The sequence below is a fragment of the Pseudomonas sp. GW822-FHT02D10 genome (genome assembly GCF_058802345.1).
The window spans coordinates 82269-101184 of sequence record NZ_JBXAOB010000007.1 but is presented as its reverse complement, the minus strand read 5'-3'; the positions used below and the strand labels follow the sequence as shown (position 1 = coordinate 101184).

Here is an 18916-nt window from a genome sequence, read left to right as displayed (position 1 = left end):
ACATCAACTATAGAAGCAAGTTGAAAAGGTGCAAAACAGCGCGGCGCTGTTCGTCGCTTATGCAAGGACCGCCACTGACTTGATCTGCGCCCATAACTGCTGGCCAGGATGCAGTTGCAAGTGATCGCGGGAATAGCGGGTGATGCGCGCCAGCAAGGGCGTTCCGGCAGCGTCCAGGCGCACCAGCACGTGGGCGGCGTTATCCGCGGAAATTTCGCTGGTCACCGTCACCGGCAGGCGATTGAGGATGCTGCTGAGTTCGCCGTCCTGAAGGCTCAGACTGACATCGCGAGCCTGGACTTTGACGCGCAGCAGTTTGCCCACAGCCAACGGCGAATGTGCGACCCGCACGTTCAATAGGCTGCGGGGCAGTTGCAGAGTCAGCAGTTGGTAATTGGCGTCGTAGTCCGTCACCTGACCCTCGATCACCACGCCCGCGTCATCACCCAATGCCAGTGGCAGATCGAGCCGCGCAAGGGTTTCGCCGACAGGACCGCTGGCCAGAGCCTTGCCGTAGCTGAGCAAGACAATGTGATCGGCTAGCCGCGCGACTTCATCCTGCGAGTGACTGACGTACAACACCGGGATTTCCAGTTCGTCGTGCAGCCGTTCGAGGTATGGCAGGATTTCGCTTTTGCGCTGTGAATCCAGCGCTGCCAGTGGTTCGTCCATCAACAGCAGTTTCGGGCTGGTGAGTAGTGCCCGGGCGATTCCGACCCGTTGACGCTCGCCGCCCGAGAGGTGTTGTGGATGACGGCCGAGCAAATGGCCGATTCCCAGCAGTTCGGTGGCGTGGACCATGTCGACCCGGCGCTGCTGGCGTGGAATGCGCCGCAGGCCAAACTCCAGATTGGCCAGCACTGACAGATGGGGAAACAGACTGGCCTCCTGAAACACATAGCCCAGCGCTCGTTTGTGTGGGGCGACAAAGAGTTTTTTGCTGCTGTCCTGCCAGACTTCGTCATTGATCTGGATAAAGCCTTGCGCGGCTCTTTCCAGGCCGGCGATGCAGCGCAGGCAGGTGGTTTTGCCCGAACCGGAATGACCGTACAACACAGTCACACCGCGACCGGGCAGGTGCAGGTCGACGTCCAGGGAAAAATCCGGATAGTGCAGTTGCAGGCGAGCGTGAATCGTTGAGGTCATCGATCAGCTCCAGCCAGCTTTGGTTTTGCGGCTGGAGTACAGCGCCAGCAAGACCAGGAATGAGAACACCAGCATCGCCCCGGCCAACCAGTGGGCCTGGGCGTATTCCATGGCTTCGACGTGATCGTAGATCTGCACCGACGCCACGCGGGTTTTGTCTGGGATATTGCCGCCGATCATCAGCACGACGCCGAACTCACCGACGGTATGGGCGAAGCCGAGAATGGCCGCGGTGATAAAGCCTGGCCTGGCCAACGGCAAGATCACGCTGAAAAAAGTGTCCCAAGGGTTGGCTCGCAAAGTGGCGGCTACTTCCAGCGGGCGTGTACCGATCGCCGAGAACGCGTTCTGCAACGGTTGGACGACAAAGGGCATCGAGTAGATGACCGAGCCGATCACCAGCCCTGCAAAACTGAACGTCAGCGTGCCGAGCCCCAGTGCTTGGGTGAACTGGCCGACGACCCCGTTAGGGCCGAGGGTCAGCAGCAGATAGAAGCCGATCACTGTGGGTGGCAACACCAGGGGCAGGGCGACGATTGCGCCGATCGGCCCGCGCAACCAGGAGCGGGTGCGCGACAGCCATAACGCAATCGGAGTGCCGATGATCAACAGGATGACCGTCGTCAGGGACGCCAGTTTGAGGGTCAGCCAGATGGCGGAATAGTCGGCACTCGATAGCGTCATTTAGAGTTGATAACCGTAGGACTTGATGACAGCAGCGGCCTTAGGCCCCTTGAGGTAGGCAACCAGTGCCTTGGCGGCCGGGTTGTCTTTGCCTTTGTTGAGGATCACCGCGTCTTGTTTGATCGGGTCGTGCATGTCGGCTGGAACGATCCACGCCGAACCGCCGGTGACTTTGCCGTCTTTATAGATCTGCGACAAGGCGACGAAGCCAACTTCAGCATTACCGGTGGAAACGAACTGGTAGGCCTGGGCGATGTTCTGACCTTCTACGATCTTGTCCTTGACCTTGTCGGTCAGGCCCAATTTTGCCAATACCTGGGTTGCAGCAAGACCGTAAGGGGCGGCTTTCGGGTTGGCAATCGACAGGTGCTGATAGGTGTTGTCGATGAGCACTTTGCCTTTGGCGTCAACGTAACCGTCCTTGGCCGACCACAGCGCCAGGGTGCCGATAGCATAGGTGAAACGCGAACCTTTGACCGTGTCGCCTTCGCTCTCAAGTTTTTGCGGGGTAGTGTCGTCAGCCGAGAGGAACACTTCGAACGGCGCACCGTTTTTGATCTGGGTGTAGAACTGGCCAGTGGCGCCATAAGCGGCGACCAGTTTGTGCCCGGTGTCTTTTTCGAAGTTGGCGGTAATGGCCTGGATCGGTGCGGTGAAGTTGGCTGCGACCGCAACCTGGACTTCATCGGCCTGGGCTGAGCCAAACGCGAACACGGCGAGCAAAGACGCCAGGCGAGTAGGGGCAAAACGTGAGGCACAAATGGTCATGGAGCGGCTCCGAGGTGCAGGTGAGGTGGGCAGTTTGTTGTTGTAAGTCGACTGCGCCGGGGCTGAGGCGAAACGCTATATATCGGAATATATAGCGAATTGGCGACGAACGGAACTCACAGGCTTTCTCCGGGCAAAAAATGTATACAATTTTTTGCGCTATCGACGCGCCATCAAGGCCAGCGCCTCGTCAGCCAGCCGCCGGGTCAGTTCAGCGGTTGGTAATTCAATCCCAAGCCGCAGCGCTTGCCCCGCCCAGAGGTTGCTGAAATCTGCTTCATCCTTGGCCCGCAGTGGCATCAGTGCGCCGCCGGCCAGCGGGAAGCTCGGTGCTTGCGGGCTGATCGGGCCGAGTTCGCGCATGACCCGATTTATAATCCCCCGTGCCGGACGCCCGCTGAAAATGTTAGTCAGCGCCGTCTCGCTTTCCTTGGCAATACGCAGTGCCCGGTGATGGGAGGCACTGACCTTGGCTTCAGGCGTAAACAAATAAGCGGTGCCCAATTGCACCGCCGAGGCGCCCAAGGCGAATGCGGCGACGATTCCGCGCGCATCGCCAATCCCGCCAGCGGCGATCACCGGTACGTTGACCGCATCGACGATTTGCGGCACCAGGGCAAAGGTGCCGACCTGGCTGCTCAGATCATCGCTGAGAAACATCCCGCGATGGCCGCCGGCCTCGTAACCCATGGCGATGATCGCGTCGCAGCCGTGCTGTTCAAGCCAGATCGCCTCATCAACAGTGGTCGCCGAAGACAGGACTTTCGCGCCCGTGGCTTTGACCCGCTCCAGCAGGGATTTTTCCGGTAGGCCGAAGTGAAAACTCACCACCTGCGGGCGGAACTCCTCGATCACCGCGCAGGCGGCGGCGTCGAACGGTGCACGGTTGGAAACCGGTGTCGGTGCGTCAAAGTCAGCGCCCAGTTCGCGGTAATACGGTTCCAGCAGGGTTTTCCATTGTGCTGCGCGTTGCTCATCGGCGAGCGGTGGTTGATGGCAGAAGAAGTTCACATTGAACGGGCGCTGGCTGTGTTGGCGAATGATCTTCAGCTCTTCGCGCAATTGTTCGACGCTGAGCATGGCCGCGGGCATTGAGCCGAGGGCCCCGGCATTGCTGGCCGCGATGACCATGGCCGATCCGTTGGCGCCGGCCATGGGGGCCTGGATAATCGGCAATTCTATGCCGAGCAGATCAAGAATGCGCGTGTCAGGCCACTGGCTCATTGGGACGTCCTCTTCATGACAAGAGCGGATTTTGTAACAGGAGTCGCCGCCACAAGGCCAGTGGCCTTTAAGCGCAGATGCCGAGTGCAGAAAAGCGTAGCCCTCGGTTGTGATATCGGTCATGGCTTTTTTGTGGAACGGCTGCGAAGGTGTTCGTTCGGGCTCGCCCTTCGACTAACGATCAAGTCAGGAGACAACCATGTTCAACGGCATTTTGATTGAGAAAGATGACAGCGGTTACCACGCCAATCTCCGGGAAATTGGCGAAGATCAATTGCCCGACGGCAATGTCACGGTTCGAGTGGCGTACAGCACACTGAATTTCAAGGACGGCCTGGCGATTACCGGTGCAAGTCCCGTGGTACGCAAATTCCCGATGGTGCCGGGGATTGATCTGGCAGGTACGGTCGATGTCAGCAGCCATCCGGATTTCAAGGCCGGCGACAGGGTATTGCTCAATGGCTGGGGCGTGGGTGAAGGTCATTGGGGTGGGCTGGCACAGAAGGCGCGGCTCGATGGCGATTGGCTGATCCCGTTGCCTGCGGCGTTCACCGAGGCCCAGGCCATGGCGATCGGCACGGCCGGTTACACGGCGATGCTGAGCATTCTGGCACTGGAGCGTAACGGCGTGACCCCGCAGCAAGGTGAAGTGCTGGTCACGGGCGCCAACGGTGGCGTCGGCAGTTTCGCCATCGCACTGCTGGCCAAACTGGGTTATCGGGTAGTTGCCTCCACCGGCCGCACCTCGGAACACGCGTACCTGAAACAACTGGGTGCCAGCGAGATCATTGACCGCGCCAGTCTTTCCGAACCGGGCAAACCGTTGGCCAAGGAGCGTTGGGCAGCGGTGATTGATTCGGTCGGCAGCCATACCCTGGCCAACGCTTGCGCCAGTACTCGGGCCAATGGCACCGTGGCCGCATGCGGTTTGGCGCAAGGCATGGATTTTCCGGCGTCCGTTGCGCCGTTCATTTTGCGCGGCATCACCTTGGCCGGGATCAACAGCGTGACCCAGCCCAAAGCCAACCGCATCGTTGCCTGGGATCGTCTGGCCAAGGATCTGGATTTCGCTTTGTTGCCGCTGATCAGTCATGAAATTGGTTTGAGCGAAGCGATTGAAGCAGCGTCGCGGTTGCTGGCCGGCCAGTTGCGTGGTCGGGTTGTGGTGGATGTGAATCGTTAACTACGGAGGAACTGTTCCATGGATTTGAAGCAACTTGAGATTTCGCCATTCCGCGTGTCGGGACTGCGTGTACATACGCTCAACAGTGCTGAGCAGCAGGCAGCTACCGCCAGAATCGGCCCGATGTGGCAGCGATTTTTTGTCGATGGGTTGTTTGACAAGATTGCCAATAAGAAACCGGACTCACCGGCTTATGGGGTGTACTCCAACTATGAGTCTGATGCCTCGGGATCTTTCGATGTGATGGCCGGGGTGGCAGTCAGTGAAGCGGCCTCTGGTTACGCAACCATTGAGGTGCAGGGCGGCGAGTACCTGGTTTTCGAGGCGAAAGGGGCGATGCCGGGCTGTGTGATCGAGGCATGGGGCAGAGTCTGGGTGTATTTCGAGGCTAATCCGCAGGTCAAACGCCGATTTGCCACCGACTTCGAGGCCTATACCGGCCCTGAGTCAGTGGCAGTGCATATCGGCATTTACTAAGGCTGGGTTTCACGCGCAAGCAGTTGACGCTTGCGCTCCACGCCCCAGCGATAACCCGAGAGGTTGCCGTCGCTGCGCACCACCCGATGGCAGGGAATCGCCACCGCGAGGCTATTGGCACCGCAGGCCTGGGCCACGGCACGGAACGCTTTTGGCGCGCCAATGCGCTGGGCAATTTCGGCGTAACTGGCAGTGCTGCCCGCCGGAATATCTCGCAACGCCATCCACACCCGCTCCTGAAACGCCGTGCCGCGCACATCCAACGGCAGGTCCAGGCCAAGCGCTGGGGCTTCGATAAAACCCACCACCTTGGCAATCAGTTGCTCGAACTCATGATCGGCGCCAATCAGGTTGGCCTGGCGGAACTTGTCTTGAAGGTCGCAGACCAGCGCGTGGGGATCGTCACCCAAGAGGATCGCGCACACCCCGCGTTGACTTTGCGCCACCAGAATCGCGCCTAATGAACATTGGCCGACGGCAAAGCGGATGTCGATGTTCTGGCCCGCAGCGCGATAGTCGCTGGGCTTCATGCCGAGCAGGTGGTCGGCGGACTCGTAAAAACGGCTGTTGGAGTTGAAGCCTGCGTCATACAGCGCGTCAGTCACTGAACCTGCGACCTCCAGGCGCTCACGAACCTTGCGTGAACGCTGTGCGGTGGCGTAACCCTTGGGCGTCAGACCTGTGACCGCTTTGAACACCCGGTGAAAATGGAAAGGGCTCATTCGCGCGGTTTCTGCCAGCTCGTTCAAGCTGGGCAACGTCTCGGCGGACTCGATCTGCCGACAGGCTGCTGCGACCAGTGTCGTGTGCTGTGCGGCGAGATGGGTCTGGTCTGCCGCCGCACGTTTACTCGGGCGATAACCGGCAGCCTGAGCCTGTTCCTCGGTGTCGAAGAATTCGACGTTTTCCGGTTTCGGCAATCGCGCCAGGCTGCTGGGGCGGCAATAGATCCCGGTGGTTTTCACCGCGTAGACAAACTGACCGTCAGCACGCGGGTCGCGAGCCAGTACCGCGGACCAACGGGGATCTTGCTCAGTGGTGTGTTTGGCAGTGGTCATAAAGTCTTACCGGTTGAAGGTTCGGTTCAGCCTAGCGAGTGCAAGCGGTGAGGACACTCCGGCACTTGCGGTCAAATTCCGGGTGTCATCCTGCGGTGCGGAACGTGAAGTTGATCCTCTGTCCGCCCAGTTGCGGGTGGTGACCCTCCTTGAGCGGCAGCACGCCGTGATAACGCAAGCGATCCACGCCGCCCCACACCACGATGTCACCGTGAAACAGCGGCACTCGCTGGCTCTTGTCGGCACGCTTGAAGCCGCCGAACAGGAACATCGCCGGCAGGCCGAGGGACACCGAAACAATCGGTGGATCATAGGATTTTTCATCCTTGTCCTGGTGCAATGACATCTTGGCACCCGCAAGGTAACGGTTGATCAGGCAGGCGTCAGGCTCAAAATGCTGGAAGCCGGCTTCTTGTGCGGCTGCTTGCGCCAACTCCCGAAAGACTTCAGGCATTGCCGGCCACGGCTCACCGCTGAGAGGATCGATGCGAGTGTAGCGATAGCCGCTGCGATCGGTGGTCCAGCCCAGCGTGCCACAACTGCTCAAGCCGACAGACATGGTGAAACCGCCGGGGGTCACCATCTGCCGAAACGGTGCGGCCAGTAAAATCTTCTCCAGCGCCGGTAGCAATTGCTCCACCCAGGGCAGAGCGAAACCTCGGAGAACGAAAGACTGTTCGCCGATTTGCTCGGTCCTGGCCGGTTGCTGATCTTCACCGGCAAACAGGTCGAAGGTCGCTGGGGGCATCACTTTACTGCGCATCGTGAAAGATCACTCCAAGGGTGTGCCGTTTGCCGCTGTGCAGGCGACTGACACCGTGGCGCAGGTTCACCCGGTAATCGCCGCGAACCCCTTTGACCGGGCGCTGATGCACGGCAAAAATCAGCGCATCGCCTTTTTCAAGGCTCATCACCATGGGCCGTGATTGCATTCGCGGGCGCTGCTCGGTGAGCACGAATTCGCCGCCGGTAAAGTCTTCACCGGGTGCGGACAGCAAAATCGCTACTTGTAGCGGGAACACATGCTCGCCGTACAGATCCTGATGCAAGCAGTTGTAGTCCTGCGGACCATATTGCAGCAACAGCGGCGTAGGGCGTTCTTGTCCTGCGTCATGACAGCGTTGCAGGAAGGCTGCGTGTTCCATGGGAAAGCGGGTGGGCAAGTCCATCCGTTCATTCCAGCGATTGGCCAGCGGGACAAGCCCTGGGTACAGCGTGTCGCGCAGGCGAGCAACGATATCCGGCAGCGGGTATCTGAAATACTTGTATTCGCCGCGCCCGAAACCATGCCGAGCCATGATCACTTGCGAGCGGAAAAGCGCAGGCTGAGCGTAGAGTGCGCTGAGGTCTTCACATTGCTCAGGGCTCAGCAGTCCTTTGATCGTCGCGCAGCCGTCCCGGTCGAGGTCTTGCTCCAGGGAAGGCCAATCCAGTGCATTGATACGCGAGGTCAGAGAGTGTTCGGCCATCGCACAGACGCCGCTGATACCACTCGCTACGGGGGCGTTGTGCTGCGAAGAAGTAGGCATGTTCCGGCTCCTGAACTCAAGGTTGAGGTGCGCCAGTCTAGGGGGCTCAAGGGTGGGCGACACTCCGGTGCTTGCGGTCGAACTCCGGAGTGGCTGCCGAGGGGGCCAGGGCGCATGATGTCTTGCGCCGTTGCTGTCAGCGTTACAGCGCTTTGCTCACGCTGATATCGCTGATGATGTCTGACGTTTCACCATGAATGGCGGTGAGCGCGGCCTTGGCCTCGGCTTCGGTGCCATTTTCAAGCTGGGCGAATTCGAAGCGACGCTCGCCGTTGAGTTTGTATTTGATGACGTACTTGGTCGTTTGGGCCACGGTCGTACCTGTCTGTAGCGGTGCGGGCTGGGGGGCTCAGCTGAGTTTCGAGCTGGACCGGCGGATGATTTTGATCGAGTGAGTCAGGGTCGGTTTGCGGGTCACGCTGATCGGCCGGCGGTTGACCGTGTCGATGGTGATGTTCCAGAAACCGGTGCTTGGCGCAGTGATCTTCGCAGGGAAGGTGTCGAATGCGCCGCCGTGGTAGGTGTGACGGCCGCCATTCTTGAAGCTGCGAAAATTGGCGTCGTTCATCAGACGGATGTTGCACATTTGGGAGCATTGAATGACGACGATGTCATCTTCATTGAGGTGCTCGCGCTGGTGGATAAATTTCATGGGGGCGCCTCCAGAAGGGCTTTTTCTACAAAATCAAAACGATAGCATGGGCGATAGCGCAGTTTATCAGCCCGAACGGTTTATTATCCGGCTGCCGCTGGGCGCTTTGACAATTAAAAACAGTTATTCGGGTTTTTATGAGGGATAAAGCAGCAGTCTCCGGAGAAAAACAGTATATGTGCTGTCGGAGGGTCTTTATCGGAGGAATTGTATGAAGCGGGGTGTTTTGATACTGGCGTTGGCGATGAGTGGTTGTGCGACAGTCTCGGACATTAGCCAGACGCTGCCGACCATGAATGTGATCTCGGGGAAAAAGCCTCAGGAGTATGCCAGTTGCGTGGCCGGTAAGCTGGCCAAGACCCGCGACGCGCTGCAGATGGAGCCGCACAAGGATGGCGTGCGGGTGATTGTTCCCGGGAAACTGTCCGCAGGTCCTGCTGCGGTATTTGATATCGAAGAGCGATCTGGCGGAAGCAGCATCAAGCTCCACGAGAGCATGTCCAATGTGCCGTTTCGGCCTGGGGATATCGGTGATGCCGCCAATGCGTGCATTTCCGGCTGAGGTCTCAACTATTTCCAGTACGGCATGAACGGCAAGTCGGCGGCGGACAGTATCGCGTGCTGATGGGTCAAGGCATCCGATAAACTGTCGTCCATCGACACAATGCCGTCCGGGTCAGCGCTTCGGCGGCATTGTCATTTCTGGAGTGGTCAATGAAGCGAGAGCAAGTAAGAGAGCGGCATGCAGAGGGGCAAATCTCTGCGACCCATGTGATTCAAGACCCGGCAAATTCCGGGGAATGGATCGTGTTCTTCAAGAAAAGTGCAGGGCGCAGCTTTTTCCTGGTGGACGAAAACGACGAGGTCGAATCCTTCAGTCGGCTGGACGATCTGATCGAGACGGTGCGTGGCCTCGGGATCAAGTTCGCCGAAATTCACATGTAATGGCCAACAGCATTTTGCCGGTTACTTGCACACCACCACGACACTGCGGCTCTTGAAGTTGCCGACGTCGACGCCCAGGGTCTTGTCGCTTTCCTTGGTGGCTGGCGAGCCTTCGGTGCCGATGATCCGATAGCCGGTTCCAGCGCAGGAAGCGTCAGCCATTTCATAACATTTGGCCCAGGAATTGACTTCGCCCGAGCAGTCGATCGACAGACCTTGTTCGCCGTTATCCAGATAGGTTTTGGACGCGGTGGCGCAACCGCTCAAGGCCAACAGCGCAATCAGAGCCAGATATTTTTTCATGTGATGCGCGTCCTCAAGTGGAAAGGGCGGCACAGGGCACTAGTCGCCCTGTGGCGAGATGCTATAGCGAACGGCCATTTCGGTACAAACAAACACCAAAAAGCCCTGCGCGTTGGCGGCAGGGCTCTTTTGAGGTGCTGGTGTTACTCAGGCTTGGCGCCGCGCCGCTTGGGTGCAGGCGGGGTGTCTTGCAGCACTGAGGCGACTTCAATCGCCATTGCTTCAGAAGGGAAAGGCCCGGCGATGTTTTCGCCACTGGCGCTGTCGACCCACCATTGGCCATCTTTGGCCTGATTGATCAGGTAACCGTTTACGCTTTTTGCTGCCGACATCTATCTGCCTCGTTGGCTGGTTCAATCGCGCAATGATAACTGGAAAAGTGCCTGGGCGCGTTCGCTGGTCTAAAGTGAAGGCTTTGCGTTGTTCCGCCAGCGTTTGCCTGGAGGCGATATATGCATCGCTGTGGAACTATCCGCGGGAATATTTCTCTATGATGGCATCGGTTAGCCAGTGTGGGGGCATTGTAAGGTGCTCGCCTCCTGATTAGACTGCGCCAAAACTCGTACACACAGCCCTTTTAAGGACTTTTATGATCAAGAAATGCTTGTTCCCAGCAGCCGGTTACGGTACTCGCTTCCTGCCAGCGACTAAAGCCATGCCTAAAGAAATGCTGCCGGTGGTGAACAAGCCACTGATCCAGTACGGCGTTGAAGAAGCGCTGGACGCTGGTTTGACAGAAATCTCCATCGTTACCGGTCGTGGCAAGCGCGCTCTGGAAGACCACTTCGACATCAGCTACGAGCTGGAAAACCAGATCAAGGGTACTGACAAAGAGAAGTACCTGGTCGGCATCCGCAAGCTGCTCGACGAGTGCTCGTTCTCCTACACCCGTCAAACCGAAATGAAAGGCCTGGGTCACGCGATTCTGACCGGCCGTCCATTGATCGGTGACGAACCGTTTGCGGTCGTGCTGGCGGACGACTTGTGCGTCAACCTGGACGGTGACGGCGTACTGACCCAGATGGTCAAGCTCTACAAGCAGTACCGTTGCACCATCGTGGCGATCCAGGAAGTCGACCCGCAGGAAACCCACAAATACGGCGTAATCGCTGGCGATCTGATTGGTGATGACCTGTACCGCGTACGCAACATGGTCGAGAAGCCAAAGCCGGAAGATGCTCCATCCAACCTGGCAATCATCGGTCGTTACATCCTGACTCCAGACATCTTCAGGTTGATCGAAGAAACCGAGCCGGGCAAAGGCGGCGAGATCCAGATCACCGACGCCCTGATGAAACAGGCGCAAGACGGTTGCGTGATTGCCTACAAGTTCAAAGGCACGCGTTTCGACTGCGGTGGCGCTGAAGGCTACATCGAAGCGACCAACTTCTGCTTCGAACACTTCTACAAGACTGGCAAGGCTTACTAAAAGCGCTTCGTTGTTTTGTTCTGAAAAGCCACCTTCGGGTGGCTTTTTCATTTTCCGGCCCCATGTAATTCGCAGTGCTGACCGAGAAAGCTGCAGCGGGTATGCTGTGGCCTGCCAAGGAGATTGAAAAATGGCCTACGATTTTGACCTTTACGTGATTGGCGCCGGTTCCGGTGGTGTACGAGCAGCGCGCTTCGCTGCAGGTTTCGGCGCAAAAGTGGCAGTGGCCGAGAGCCGCTATCTGGGCGGGACTTGCGTTAACGTTGGCTGTGTTCCGAAAAAATTGCTGGTCTACGGTGCGCATTTCGCCGAAGACTTCGAGCAGTCGCAGGGCTTTGGCTGGTCGTTGGGCGAGGCGAACTTCGATTGGGCAACGCTGATTGCCAACAAGGATCGCGAAATCAGTCGGCTGAACGGTATCTACCGCAATCTGCTGGTCGGAAGCGGCGTAGCCTTGCATGAAGGTCTCGCCAAAATCATTGGCCCGCATGAGGTCGAGATCAATGGCGAGCGCCATACCGCCAAGCACATTCTGGTTGCCACGGGTGGCTGGCCGCAGATCCCCGAAATTCCGGGGCATGAGCATGCCATCAGCTCCAATCAGGCATTTTTCCTCAAAGAGCTGCCCAAGCGCGTTCTGGTGGTCGGCGGCGGCTACATCGCCGTAGAGTTCGCCGGGATCTTCCACGGGCTGGGCGCCGAAACCACCTTGCTGTACCGCGGTGATCTGTTCCTGCGCGGCTTTGATGGTTCGGTGCGCAAGCATTTGCAGGAAGAGCTGACCAAGCGTGGGATGAATCTGCAATTCAATGCCGATATCGAGCGCATCGAGAAACAGGCCGACGGCAGTTTGAACGTGACCCTCAAGGATGGTCGCGAGTTGCAGGCGGACTGCGTGTTCTATGCTACGGGTCGTCGTCCGATGGTCGACAACCTGGGGTTGGAGAACACCAGAGTCACGCTCGACAAGAAAGGCTTTGTCGAAGTCGACGAGCAGTATCAAACCGCTGAGCCGTCGATCCTGGCGATCGGCGATGTGATCGGTCGTGTGCAGCTGACGCCGGTAGCCCTGGCTGAAGGCATGGCGGTGGCGCGTCGGCTGTTCAAGCCTGAGCAGTATCGTCTGGTCGACTACAAGATGATTCCCACGGCGGTATTCAGCTTGCCAAACATCGGCACCGTTGGCCTGAGTGAAGAGCAGGCCAGGGAAGAAGGCTATGAGGTGCAGATTTTCGAAAGCCGTTTCCGGCCGATGAAGCTGACCATGACCGAGTGCCAGGAGCGCACGTTGATGAAATTGGTGGTGGACGCCAAGACCGACAAGGTCCTGGGTTGCCACATGGTCGGCCCGGAAGCGGGGGAGATCGTTCAGGGCTTGGCGATTGCCTTGAAGGCTGGCGCCACCAAGCGCGATTTCGACGAAACCATCGGTGTGCATCCTACCGCCGCCGAAGAATTCGTCACCATGCGCACGCCGGTAGCGGGTTAATCGTCCTTCGGTGCCTCTGAAGTTGCGTCTGGCTGCGCGTTAATCGCGGACGCCAGATGTAGCGCTTCCAGACTGGCTTCTGCCTTGGTTGCGCGCAGCTCCAGATCCTTGTTGGTTTGTGATTGTTCGGTCGCACTTTGTTTGAGTGCCGAACTTTCCAGCAAGGCAACGCGCAGGCGTTCCTGGAGGAGGGTGCATTCAGCGTCGGTGCGGCGGGTGTGCTCCAGGACCTGTTCCTGACGTTTCTCGCTCTGCTTGAGTTGATCCTGTAGCTGGTTCAGTTCACGCAATGTGCCGCGGTTTTCGGTCAGCAGGCGTTCATTGTCACGGTTGAGCTGGGTGATCTCGTCCTGGCGTATCAGCGCGCTCTGCTGGGCCTGGCGCAACTCCATCTGAATTTGCTGCACTTGCCCTTCGTGACGACGTTGCTCTTGCTCGCGCTGGTCTTTGACGGCGTTGCGGTAGTGCTCAAGCGCGTCGCGGGCGTGCAAGTGTTTTTCTTCCAGTGAGCGAATCTGCTCATCCTTGTCTTTCAAGCGTAATTCGAAATCGCTCAGTGCCTGGTTCAGCCCGGCGTTGCGGGTTTGCTCGCTTTGAAGCATGGAGCGGGTGTGTTGCAGCGCGTCGGTTTCACTGGTCAGTGCGATGCCCTGAATGTCCAGCTGTTGTTTGAGCTGAGACTGATTCTGGAGGGCGTCAGCCAGTTGTGCCTCCAGTGCTTTTCGCGACTGATCAAAACGCTCTTGCGCGCGGTCAATCGGCTCCTGCGCCTGCTCCTTCAAGCGTTGCGCCAGACGTGCAACCAGTCCCGTCAACTCGTCGTCGATCAGTTCTTGCGGATCGCTCGAGCGCTCAACGCCATCATCCAGCTCCTTCAGATAGCGATGAATAGTGGTTTTCGATCCGGTATTGCCCATTTCGATACGTACCGCATCAATGCTCGGGTGCTCGCCGCGCGCGAGGATCGCCAAGCGTGCTGTCTGCACCACTGCCTTATTTACGCCGCCCCGAGCCATGTCTTCTCCTACGATTTCGTACTGTGGTACGTACCATGAATATAGGCACTGTACCACGCAATCAATAAGTTGAAACATGGCTAGATATTCACATGGGATATACTGGGATTATCCCGTGTAAAGCGGCCCATGCGCGGTTTTGATCCGCCTTTACCGTACGTTTCGAGAATTGAGCCCATGACCGAGCTGGATCGTTATCTGCAAGCGGCCACCCGCGATAACACGCGTCGCAGCTATCGAGCGGCGATCGAGCATTTCGAAGTCAGCTGGGGCGGGTTTTTGCCGGCGACCAGCGACAGCGTGGCGCGCTATCTGGTGGCTTACGCTGGCGAGTTGTCGATCAACACACTGAAGCTGCGCTTGTCGGCGCTGGCGCAATGGCACAACAGTCAGGGTTTTGCCGATCCGACCAAGGCGCCCGTGGTGCGCAAAGTCTTCAAGGGCATTCGAGCCTTGCACCCGGTCCAGGAAAAACAGGCGGAACCCCTGCAGCTTCAGCATCTGGAGCAGGTAGTGGCCAGCCTTGAGCAGGAGGCGCTACAAGCCACCCAGAACAACGACCAACCCACGCTGTTGCGCGCACGCCGTGACAGTGCGCTGATCCTGCTGGGCTTCTGGCGCGGGTTTCGCAGTGATGAGTTGTGCCGCCTGCAGGTCGAGCATGTACAGGCCACAGCGGGATCGGGGATCAGTCTGTACCTGCCGCGTAGCAAGAGTGATCGCGAGAACCTCGGCAGGACCTATCAGACACCTGCGTTGCAGCGCTTGTGCCCGGTGCAGGCCTACATCGACTGGCTGAAGGTCTCGGCGCTGGTACGCGGGCCGGTGTTTCGAGGGATCGACCGCTGGGGCAACCTGAGCGAAGAGGGGTTGCACGCCAACAGCGTGATCCCATTGCTGCGCCAGGCTCTGGAGCGTGCAGGTATCCCCGCCGAGCAATACACCAGTCACTCGCTGCGACGCGGTTTTGCGACGTGGGCTCATCGCAGTGGCTGGGATTTGAAATCGTTGATGAGTTATGTGGGCTGGAAGGATGTGAAGTCTGCCATGCGCTATGTTGAAGCCAGCCCGTTTCTCGGGATGGCCCGGATTACTGAAAAGGTTGTTGGCGAATAGATACGGTTTTCTTCTATTAAGAGTGCTGGCTAATAGCGAAAACCAATTAGCAGCATCAGGTTTGCCAATGAGCGATCAGGCGATCGACTGGGTAGGATTCACCTCATCAACTTTTCAACCCTGACGGAGAGTCAACGATGCCTATCATCAACAGCCAAGTAAAACCGTTCAAAGCTACCGCATTCAAAAACGGCGCATTCGTCGAAGTGTCGGACGCCGATCTGAAAGGCAAATGGTCTGTCGTGTTCTTCTACCCGGCCGACTTCACCTTCGTTTGCCCAACCGAGCTGGAAGACCTGGCTGACAACTACGCCGAGTTCCAGAAGCTGGGCGTAGAAATCTACAGCGTGTCGACCGACACCCACTTTGCCCATGCCGCATGGCACAACACTTCGCCTGCAATCGAAAAAATCCGCTACACCATGATCGGCGACCCGACCCACGTCATTTCCCGCAACTTCGACGTGCTGATCGAAGAAGTCGGTCTGGCTGACCGTGGCACCTTCGTGATCAACCCTGAAGGTCAGATCAAAATCGTCGAACTGAACGATGGCGGCGTTGGCCGTGACGCTTCCGAGTTGCTGCGCAAAATCAAGGCGGCTCAGTACGTCGCAGCTCACCCGGGCGAAGTCTGCCCAGCCAAGTGGAAAGAAGGCGAGGCCACTCTGGCGCCGTCTCTGGACCTGGTCGGCAAGATCTGAGTCTGTGAGTCACTCAAGAGCGGTAATCCGCACTTAGTAAGCTGCACCGCCCAAAACAACGCCCGGGCGAGATTCGCTCGGGCGTTGTTTTTTCTACCGTATTCAAAATGGAAATCGCCCGTATGTTGGACGCCAATCTTAAAGCTCAGTTGAAGTCATACCTGGAACGGGTCACCCAGCCGATCGAGATCGTCGCTTCCCTCGACGACGGTGCGAAATCCCAGGAAATGCTCGCATTACTGAAAGACGTTGCCAGTCTTTCCCAGCAGATTACCTTGCTCGACAACGGTACCGATGCGCGCAAGCCGTCGTTCTCGTTGAATCGCCCGGGAAGCGATATCAGCCTGCGTTTCGCCGGTATCCCCATGGGCCACGAATTCACTTCGTTGGTATTGGCCTTGCTGCAAGTCGGCGGTCACCCTTCGAAGGCCAGTAATGATGTGATCGAGCAAATCCGCTCGCTCAAAGGCGAGTTCAATTTCGAGACGTACTTCTCGCTGTCGTGCCAGAACTGCCCGGACGTGGTCCAGGCGTTGAACCTGATGGCGGTGCTGAACCCGAACATCCGTCACGTCGCCATCGACGGCGCGTTGTTTCAGGATGAAGTCAACGATCGTCAGATCATGGCCGTACCCAGTGTTTACCTGAACGGCGTGAATTTCGGTCAGGGCCGCATGGGCCTGGAAGAAATCCTCGCCAAGATCGACACCAGCGGTATCGAGCGTCAGGCCGAGAAAATCAGCGCCAAGGAAGCCTTTGACGTGCTGGTCGTCGGTGGTGGACCGGCCGGTGCTTCGGCGGCGATCTACGCGGCCCGTAAAGGCATTCGTACCGGCGTTGCGGCCGAGCGTTTTGGCGGTCAGGTGCTGGACACCATGGCGATCGAAAACTTCATCTCGGTGCAGGAAACTGAAGGGCCGAAGCTCGCTGTCGCGTTGGAAGAGCACGTCAAGCAATACGACGTCGACATCATGAACCTGCAACGCGCCGACAAGTTGTTGCCGGGGAAAAACGGCGAGCTGCACCAGATCAAGTTCGCCAGCGGCGCTTCACTGAAAGCCAGGACCGTGATCCTTGCGACTGGTGCTCGCTGGCGTGAAATGAACGTCCCGGGCGAGCAGCAATATCGCAACAAAGGCGTGGCGTACTGTCCGCACTGCGACGGCCCGCTGTTCAAAGGCAAGCGTGTTGCGGTGATTGGTGGCGGCAACTCGGGTGTCGAGGCGGCTATCGACCTGGCCGGCATTGTCACCCATGTCACCCTGCTGGAGTTCGACGTGCAGTTGCGTGCAGATGCGGTGTTGCAGCGCAAATTGCACAGCCTGCCGAACGTGACCGTCATCACCAGCGCCCAGACCACGGAAGTGACGGGGGATGATCAGAAGGTCAACGGGTTGCGTTACAAGGATCGCCAGTCAGGCGAAGTGCTGAGTGTCGAGCTGGAAGGTATCTTCGTGCAGATCGGTTTGCTGCCTAACACCGATTGGCTCAAAGGCACCGTTGAGCTGTCGCCGCGCGGCGAGATCATCGTCGATAACCGCGCTGAGACCTCGATACCAGGTGTTTTCGCTGCCGGTGACGTAACGACCGTGCCGTACAAGCAGATCGTGATTGCGGTAGGCGAGGGCGCCAAGGCATCGCTGAGTGCCTTCGATCACCTGATTCGAACCTCGGCGCCGGCATAAACGTCAACGCTGAAAACACAAAACCCCATGAGCGATCATGGGGTTTTTTGTGTCTCGCACATTTCAAGTGTGGGAGCGGGCTTGCTCGCGAAGAGGCCATTACAGTCGCTGACACTGTCAGGCCGACAGAAGCTTCGCGAGCGAGCCCGCTCCCACAGGGGATCTGTGGTGAGGCTACAGCGGTGCCGGCTGAATGATTTCAACCCAGTACGCATCCGGGTCCTTGATGAAGGCCAGGCTCTTCATGTGTCCGTCGTTCAGGCGTTTCTGGAAATCACAGCCCAGGGCTTCAAAGCGCTCGCACGCGGCACGAATGTCCGGTACCGAGATGCAGATATGACCGAAACCGCGAGGATCGGTGTTGCCGTTGTGGTAGGCGAAATTCGTGTCGCTCTCGGTGCCGTGGTTGTGAGTCAGCTCAAGAATGCCGGGAATCGATTTCATCCACTCGGTGCGTGCAGCGGCGTCGGCCGGGATCTGGTTTTTGTCGACCAGCGCCAGGAAGTACAGGCTGAACTCGGCTTCCGGGAAATCGCGTTTTTCCACCAGCGTAAAGCCTAGGATTCGCGTGTAGAAGTCCAGGGATTGGGTGATGTCCTTGACCCGCAACATAGTGTGGTTGAAGACGAATTGTTGCGTGGCGGTGTCAGGTTGGGCGGTAACGCCGGGGAACGTGTTCAGTTCGTGCAGGCTCATGGGCCCTCCGGAAAATAAGTGGGGCAAACGGCGCTCCAGATAAGAGCTGTCCCTTGGCTTGCGGTTGATTGGGCTTCCTTGCAGTGCGCCAATGATACGCAAGGGCCCGCGTTGCGCAAAAGCAAAACCGTCGGCTATTGCCTGGTGACGTGGCTGGGCTCAGACTTTAACGTTCGCCCTGTCAGTGTTGAGTGCAATGATTCGACCGTATCGCTATCTGTTTGTGTTGACCTGCCTGTTTTCGGCTGTTGCCCGCACCGAGACTGTGCTTTCCGAGATCACCTGGCCCAGCGGCTGGGAAGTGCAAGTGTTGCCACAAGATGATGCGACAGCTCAAACACCGTCCAGGGTTTCAAGGCAGCGGGCGGTGAAAAACGATGCAAACGGTGATCCGGTCCTGGTCATGGAGTTGACCATGACCCAGGTTGAGCCTGGGCATGAAGTCAATTTGCAAGGTGTGCTGCTGGAAATGCGCAAGTCCGTGCAAAAGGATTTTTTTCAGGGCGGCTATCAAAGTGTTTGCAACAAAATTCATCCCGCTACATTGAGCAGGCTGCAAGCGTTGGAAACCACTTGTACGGTCACCCAGAATGGACGACATGTGTTGTCGCAAACATTAGTCGCAGCGCTAGATGCCGATAAGGCCTATGTTTTTTCCTACGCAGGCCAGGCTGAGGCTTATGCCGCAAGTCAGGGTGAGATACGCGATGCACGAAACAGTTTGAAACTTTAGTAGTGCGCGACGCCTGCGTGTTTTCAGTGCCGAGGGTTATTGTTCAATACCCAAAGGGATTAAGCATAAAGTTGTGCAGGGC

Annotated in this window: 23 protein-coding genes; 10 read left to right on the top strand and 13 right to left on the bottom strand. The window is 58.0% G+C overall.

What is annotated here, in order from left to right; all coding sequences use genetic code 11:
• Window positions 1-57 precede the first annotated feature (57 nt).
• From modC to AC1RPZ_RS13640, 4 genes are all read right to left on the bottom strand, one after another.
• Window positions 58-1146: a molybdenum ABC transporter ATP-binding protein gene (gene modC / locus AC1RPZ_RS13655; RefSeq protein ID WP_493137570.1), complete on the bottom strand. Its 1089-nt coding sequence runs from the start codon at window positions 1144-1146 to the stop codon at window positions 58-60.
• A gap of 3 nt (window positions 1147-1149) precedes the next feature.
• Window positions 1150-1830 carry a molybdate ABC transporter permease subunit gene (gene modB / locus AC1RPZ_RS13650; RefSeq protein WP_493137569.1) on the bottom strand — a complete coding sequence of 227 codons (681 nt, stop codon included), beginning with the start codon at window positions 1828-1830 and terminating at the stop codon, window positions 1150-1152.
• Window positions 1831-2598: a molybdate ABC transporter substrate-binding protein gene (gene modA / locus AC1RPZ_RS13645; RefSeq protein ID WP_493137568.1), complete on the bottom strand. Its 768-nt coding sequence runs from the start codon at window positions 2596-2598 to the stop codon at window positions 1831-1833.
• Window positions 2599-2757: 159 nt separating this feature from the next.
• Window positions 2758-3822, bottom strand: coding sequence for an NAD(P)H-dependent flavin oxidoreductase (locus AC1RPZ_RS13640; RefSeq protein ID WP_493137567.1), 1065 nt, complete (start codon window positions 3820-3822; stop codon window positions 2758-2760).
• Between the two features lie 199 nt (window positions 3823-4021).
• Here AC1RPZ_RS13640 and acuI point away from each other — a divergent pair, with 199 nt between their 5' ends.
• Both acuI and AC1RPZ_RS13630 read left to right on the top strand, forming a co-directional pair.
• Entirely contained in the window at window positions 4022-5005 is a 984-nt protein-coding gene (acuI, locus tag AC1RPZ_RS13635; protein ID WP_493137566.1) for an acrylyl-CoA reductase (NADPH), read from the top strand.
• Window positions 5006-5023: 18 nt separating this feature from the next.
• Window positions 5024-5482 (top strand): GyrI-like domain-containing protein, encoded by a 459-nt coding sequence (locus AC1RPZ_RS13630; RefSeq protein WP_493137565.1) that lies wholly within the window; start codon window positions 5024-5026, stop codon window positions 5480-5482.
• Here the strand turns inward: AC1RPZ_RS13630 and ada are convergent.
• The 5 genes from ada to AC1RPZ_RS13605 form a co-directional block, all read right to left on the bottom strand.
• Window positions 5479-6540 (bottom strand): bifunctional DNA-binding transcriptional regulator/O6-methylguanine-DNA methyltransferase Ada, encoded by a 1062-nt coding sequence (gene ada, locus AC1RPZ_RS13625; protein ID WP_493137564.1) that lies wholly within the window; start codon window positions 6538-6540, stop codon window positions 5479-5481. The genes AC1RPZ_RS13630 and ada overlap by 4 nt on opposite strands.
• Window positions 6541-6625: 85 nt before the next feature.
• Window positions 6626-7288 carry a DNA oxidative demethylase AlkB gene (gene alkB, locus AC1RPZ_RS13620; protein WP_493137766.1) on the bottom strand — a complete coding sequence of 221 codons (663 nt, stop codon included), beginning with the start codon at window positions 7286-7288 and terminating at the stop codon, window positions 6626-6628.
• 4 nt (window positions 7289-7292) lie between these two features.
• Window positions 7293-8009: a 2OG-Fe(II) oxygenase gene (locus AC1RPZ_RS13615; protein ID WP_493137765.1), complete on the bottom strand. Its 717-nt coding sequence runs from the start codon at window positions 8007-8009 to the stop codon at window positions 7293-7295.
• Window positions 8010-8211: 202 nt separating this feature from the next.
• Window positions 8212-8382 carry a hypothetical protein gene (locus AC1RPZ_RS13610; RefSeq protein ID WP_493137563.1) on the bottom strand — a complete coding sequence of 57 codons (171 nt, stop codon included), beginning with the start codon at window positions 8380-8382 and terminating at the stop codon, window positions 8212-8214.
• A gap of 36 nt (window positions 8383-8418) precedes the next feature.
• Complete coding sequence (locus AC1RPZ_RS13605) at window positions 8419-8721, bottom strand: DUF1883 domain-containing protein (protein ID WP_019690029.1); 303 nt, start codon at window positions 8719-8721, stop codon at window positions 8419-8421.
• A 211-nt stretch (window positions 8722-8932) separates the two neighbouring features.
• Here AC1RPZ_RS13605 and AC1RPZ_RS13600 point away from each other — a divergent pair, with 211 nt between their 5' ends.
• Complete coding sequence (locus AC1RPZ_RS13600) at window positions 8933-9283, top strand: hypothetical protein (protein ID WP_493137562.1); 351 nt, start codon at window positions 8933-8935, stop codon at window positions 9281-9283.
• Window positions 9284-9435: 152 nt separating this feature from the next.
• Window positions 9436-9666 carry a hypothetical protein gene (locus AC1RPZ_RS13595; protein WP_493137561.1) on the top strand — a complete coding sequence of 77 codons (231 nt, stop codon included), beginning with the start codon at window positions 9436-9438 and terminating at the stop codon, window positions 9664-9666.
• Window positions 9667-9687: 21 nt separating this feature from the next.
• Here the strand turns inward: AC1RPZ_RS13595 and AC1RPZ_RS13590 are convergent, their stop codons facing one another.
• Both AC1RPZ_RS13590 and AC1RPZ_RS13585 read right to left on the bottom strand, forming a co-directional pair.
• Window positions 9688-9969 (bottom strand): hypothetical protein, encoded by a 282-nt coding sequence (locus AC1RPZ_RS13590; protein WP_493137560.1) that lies wholly within the window; start codon window positions 9967-9969, stop codon window positions 9688-9690.
• Window positions 9970-10112: 143 nt separating this feature from the next.
• Complete coding sequence (locus AC1RPZ_RS13585; RefSeq protein WP_071550483.1) at window positions 10113-10301, bottom strand: hypothetical protein; 189 nt, start codon at window positions 10299-10301, stop codon at window positions 10113-10115.
• Window positions 10302-10558: 257 nt separating this feature from the next.
• Here AC1RPZ_RS13585 and galU point away from each other — a divergent pair, with 257 nt between their 5' ends.
• Both galU and gorA read left to right on the top strand, forming a co-directional pair.
• Window positions 10559-11398: a UTP--glucose-1-phosphate uridylyltransferase GalU gene (gene galU, locus AC1RPZ_RS13580; RefSeq protein WP_493137559.1), complete on the top strand. Its 840-nt coding sequence runs from the start codon at window positions 10559-10561 to the stop codon at window positions 11396-11398.
• Window positions 11399-11528: 130 nt separating this feature from the next.
• Window positions 11529-12887: a glutathione-disulfide reductase gene (gene gorA, locus AC1RPZ_RS13575; protein ID WP_493137558.1), complete on the top strand. Its 1359-nt coding sequence runs from the start codon at window positions 11529-11531 to the stop codon at window positions 12885-12887.
• On the opposite strand, the gene AC1RPZ_RS13570 is transcribed toward gorA, so the two are convergent.
• Complete coding sequence (locus AC1RPZ_RS13570; protein ID WP_493137557.1) at window positions 12884-13903, bottom strand: DNA-binding protein; 1020 nt, start codon at window positions 13901-13903, stop codon at window positions 12884-12886. The genes gorA and AC1RPZ_RS13570 overlap by 4 nt on opposite strands.
• A 177-nt stretch (window positions 13904-14080) precedes the next feature.
• On the opposite strand from AC1RPZ_RS13570, the gene AC1RPZ_RS13565 reads away from it, so the two are divergent.
• The 3 genes from AC1RPZ_RS13565 (at window position 14081) to ahpF (ending at window position 17405) form a co-directional block, all read left to right on the top strand.
• Window positions 14081-15019 carry a site-specific integrase gene (locus AC1RPZ_RS13565; protein ID WP_493137556.1) on the top strand — a complete coding sequence of 313 codons (939 nt, stop codon included), beginning with the start codon at window positions 14081-14083 and terminating at the stop codon, window positions 15017-15019.
• A 137-nt stretch (window positions 15020-15156) separates the two neighbouring features.
• On the top strand, window positions 15157-15720 hold the full coding sequence (gene ahpC / locus AC1RPZ_RS13560) for an alkyl hydroperoxide reductase subunit C (protein WP_493137555.1): 564 nt from the start codon (window positions 15157-15159) through the stop codon (window positions 15718-15720).
• 122 nt (window positions 15721-15842) lie between these two features.
• Window positions 15843-17405 (top strand): alkyl hydroperoxide reductase subunit F, encoded by a 1563-nt coding sequence (gene ahpF / locus AC1RPZ_RS13555; protein ID WP_493137554.1) that lies wholly within the window; start codon window positions 15843-15845, stop codon window positions 17403-17405.
• 174 nt (window positions 17406-17579) lie between these two features.
• Here ahpF and gloA read toward each other — a convergent pair whose 3' ends face one another.
• Entirely contained in the window at window positions 17580-18101 is a 522-nt protein-coding gene (gene gloA / locus AC1RPZ_RS13550) for a lactoylglutathione lyase (RefSeq protein ID WP_493137553.1), read from the bottom strand.
• 196 nt (window positions 18102-18297) lie between these two features.
• On the opposite strand from gloA, the gene AC1RPZ_RS13545 reads away from it, so the two are divergent.
• The gene (locus tag AC1RPZ_RS13545) at window positions 18298-18834 is read left to right on the top strand and encodes a DUF4946 domain-containing protein (protein ID WP_493137552.1); all 537 of its coding nucleotides are present in this window, start codon (window positions 18298-18300) and stop codon (window positions 18832-18834) included.
• Window positions 18835-18916 lie beyond the last annotated feature (82 nt).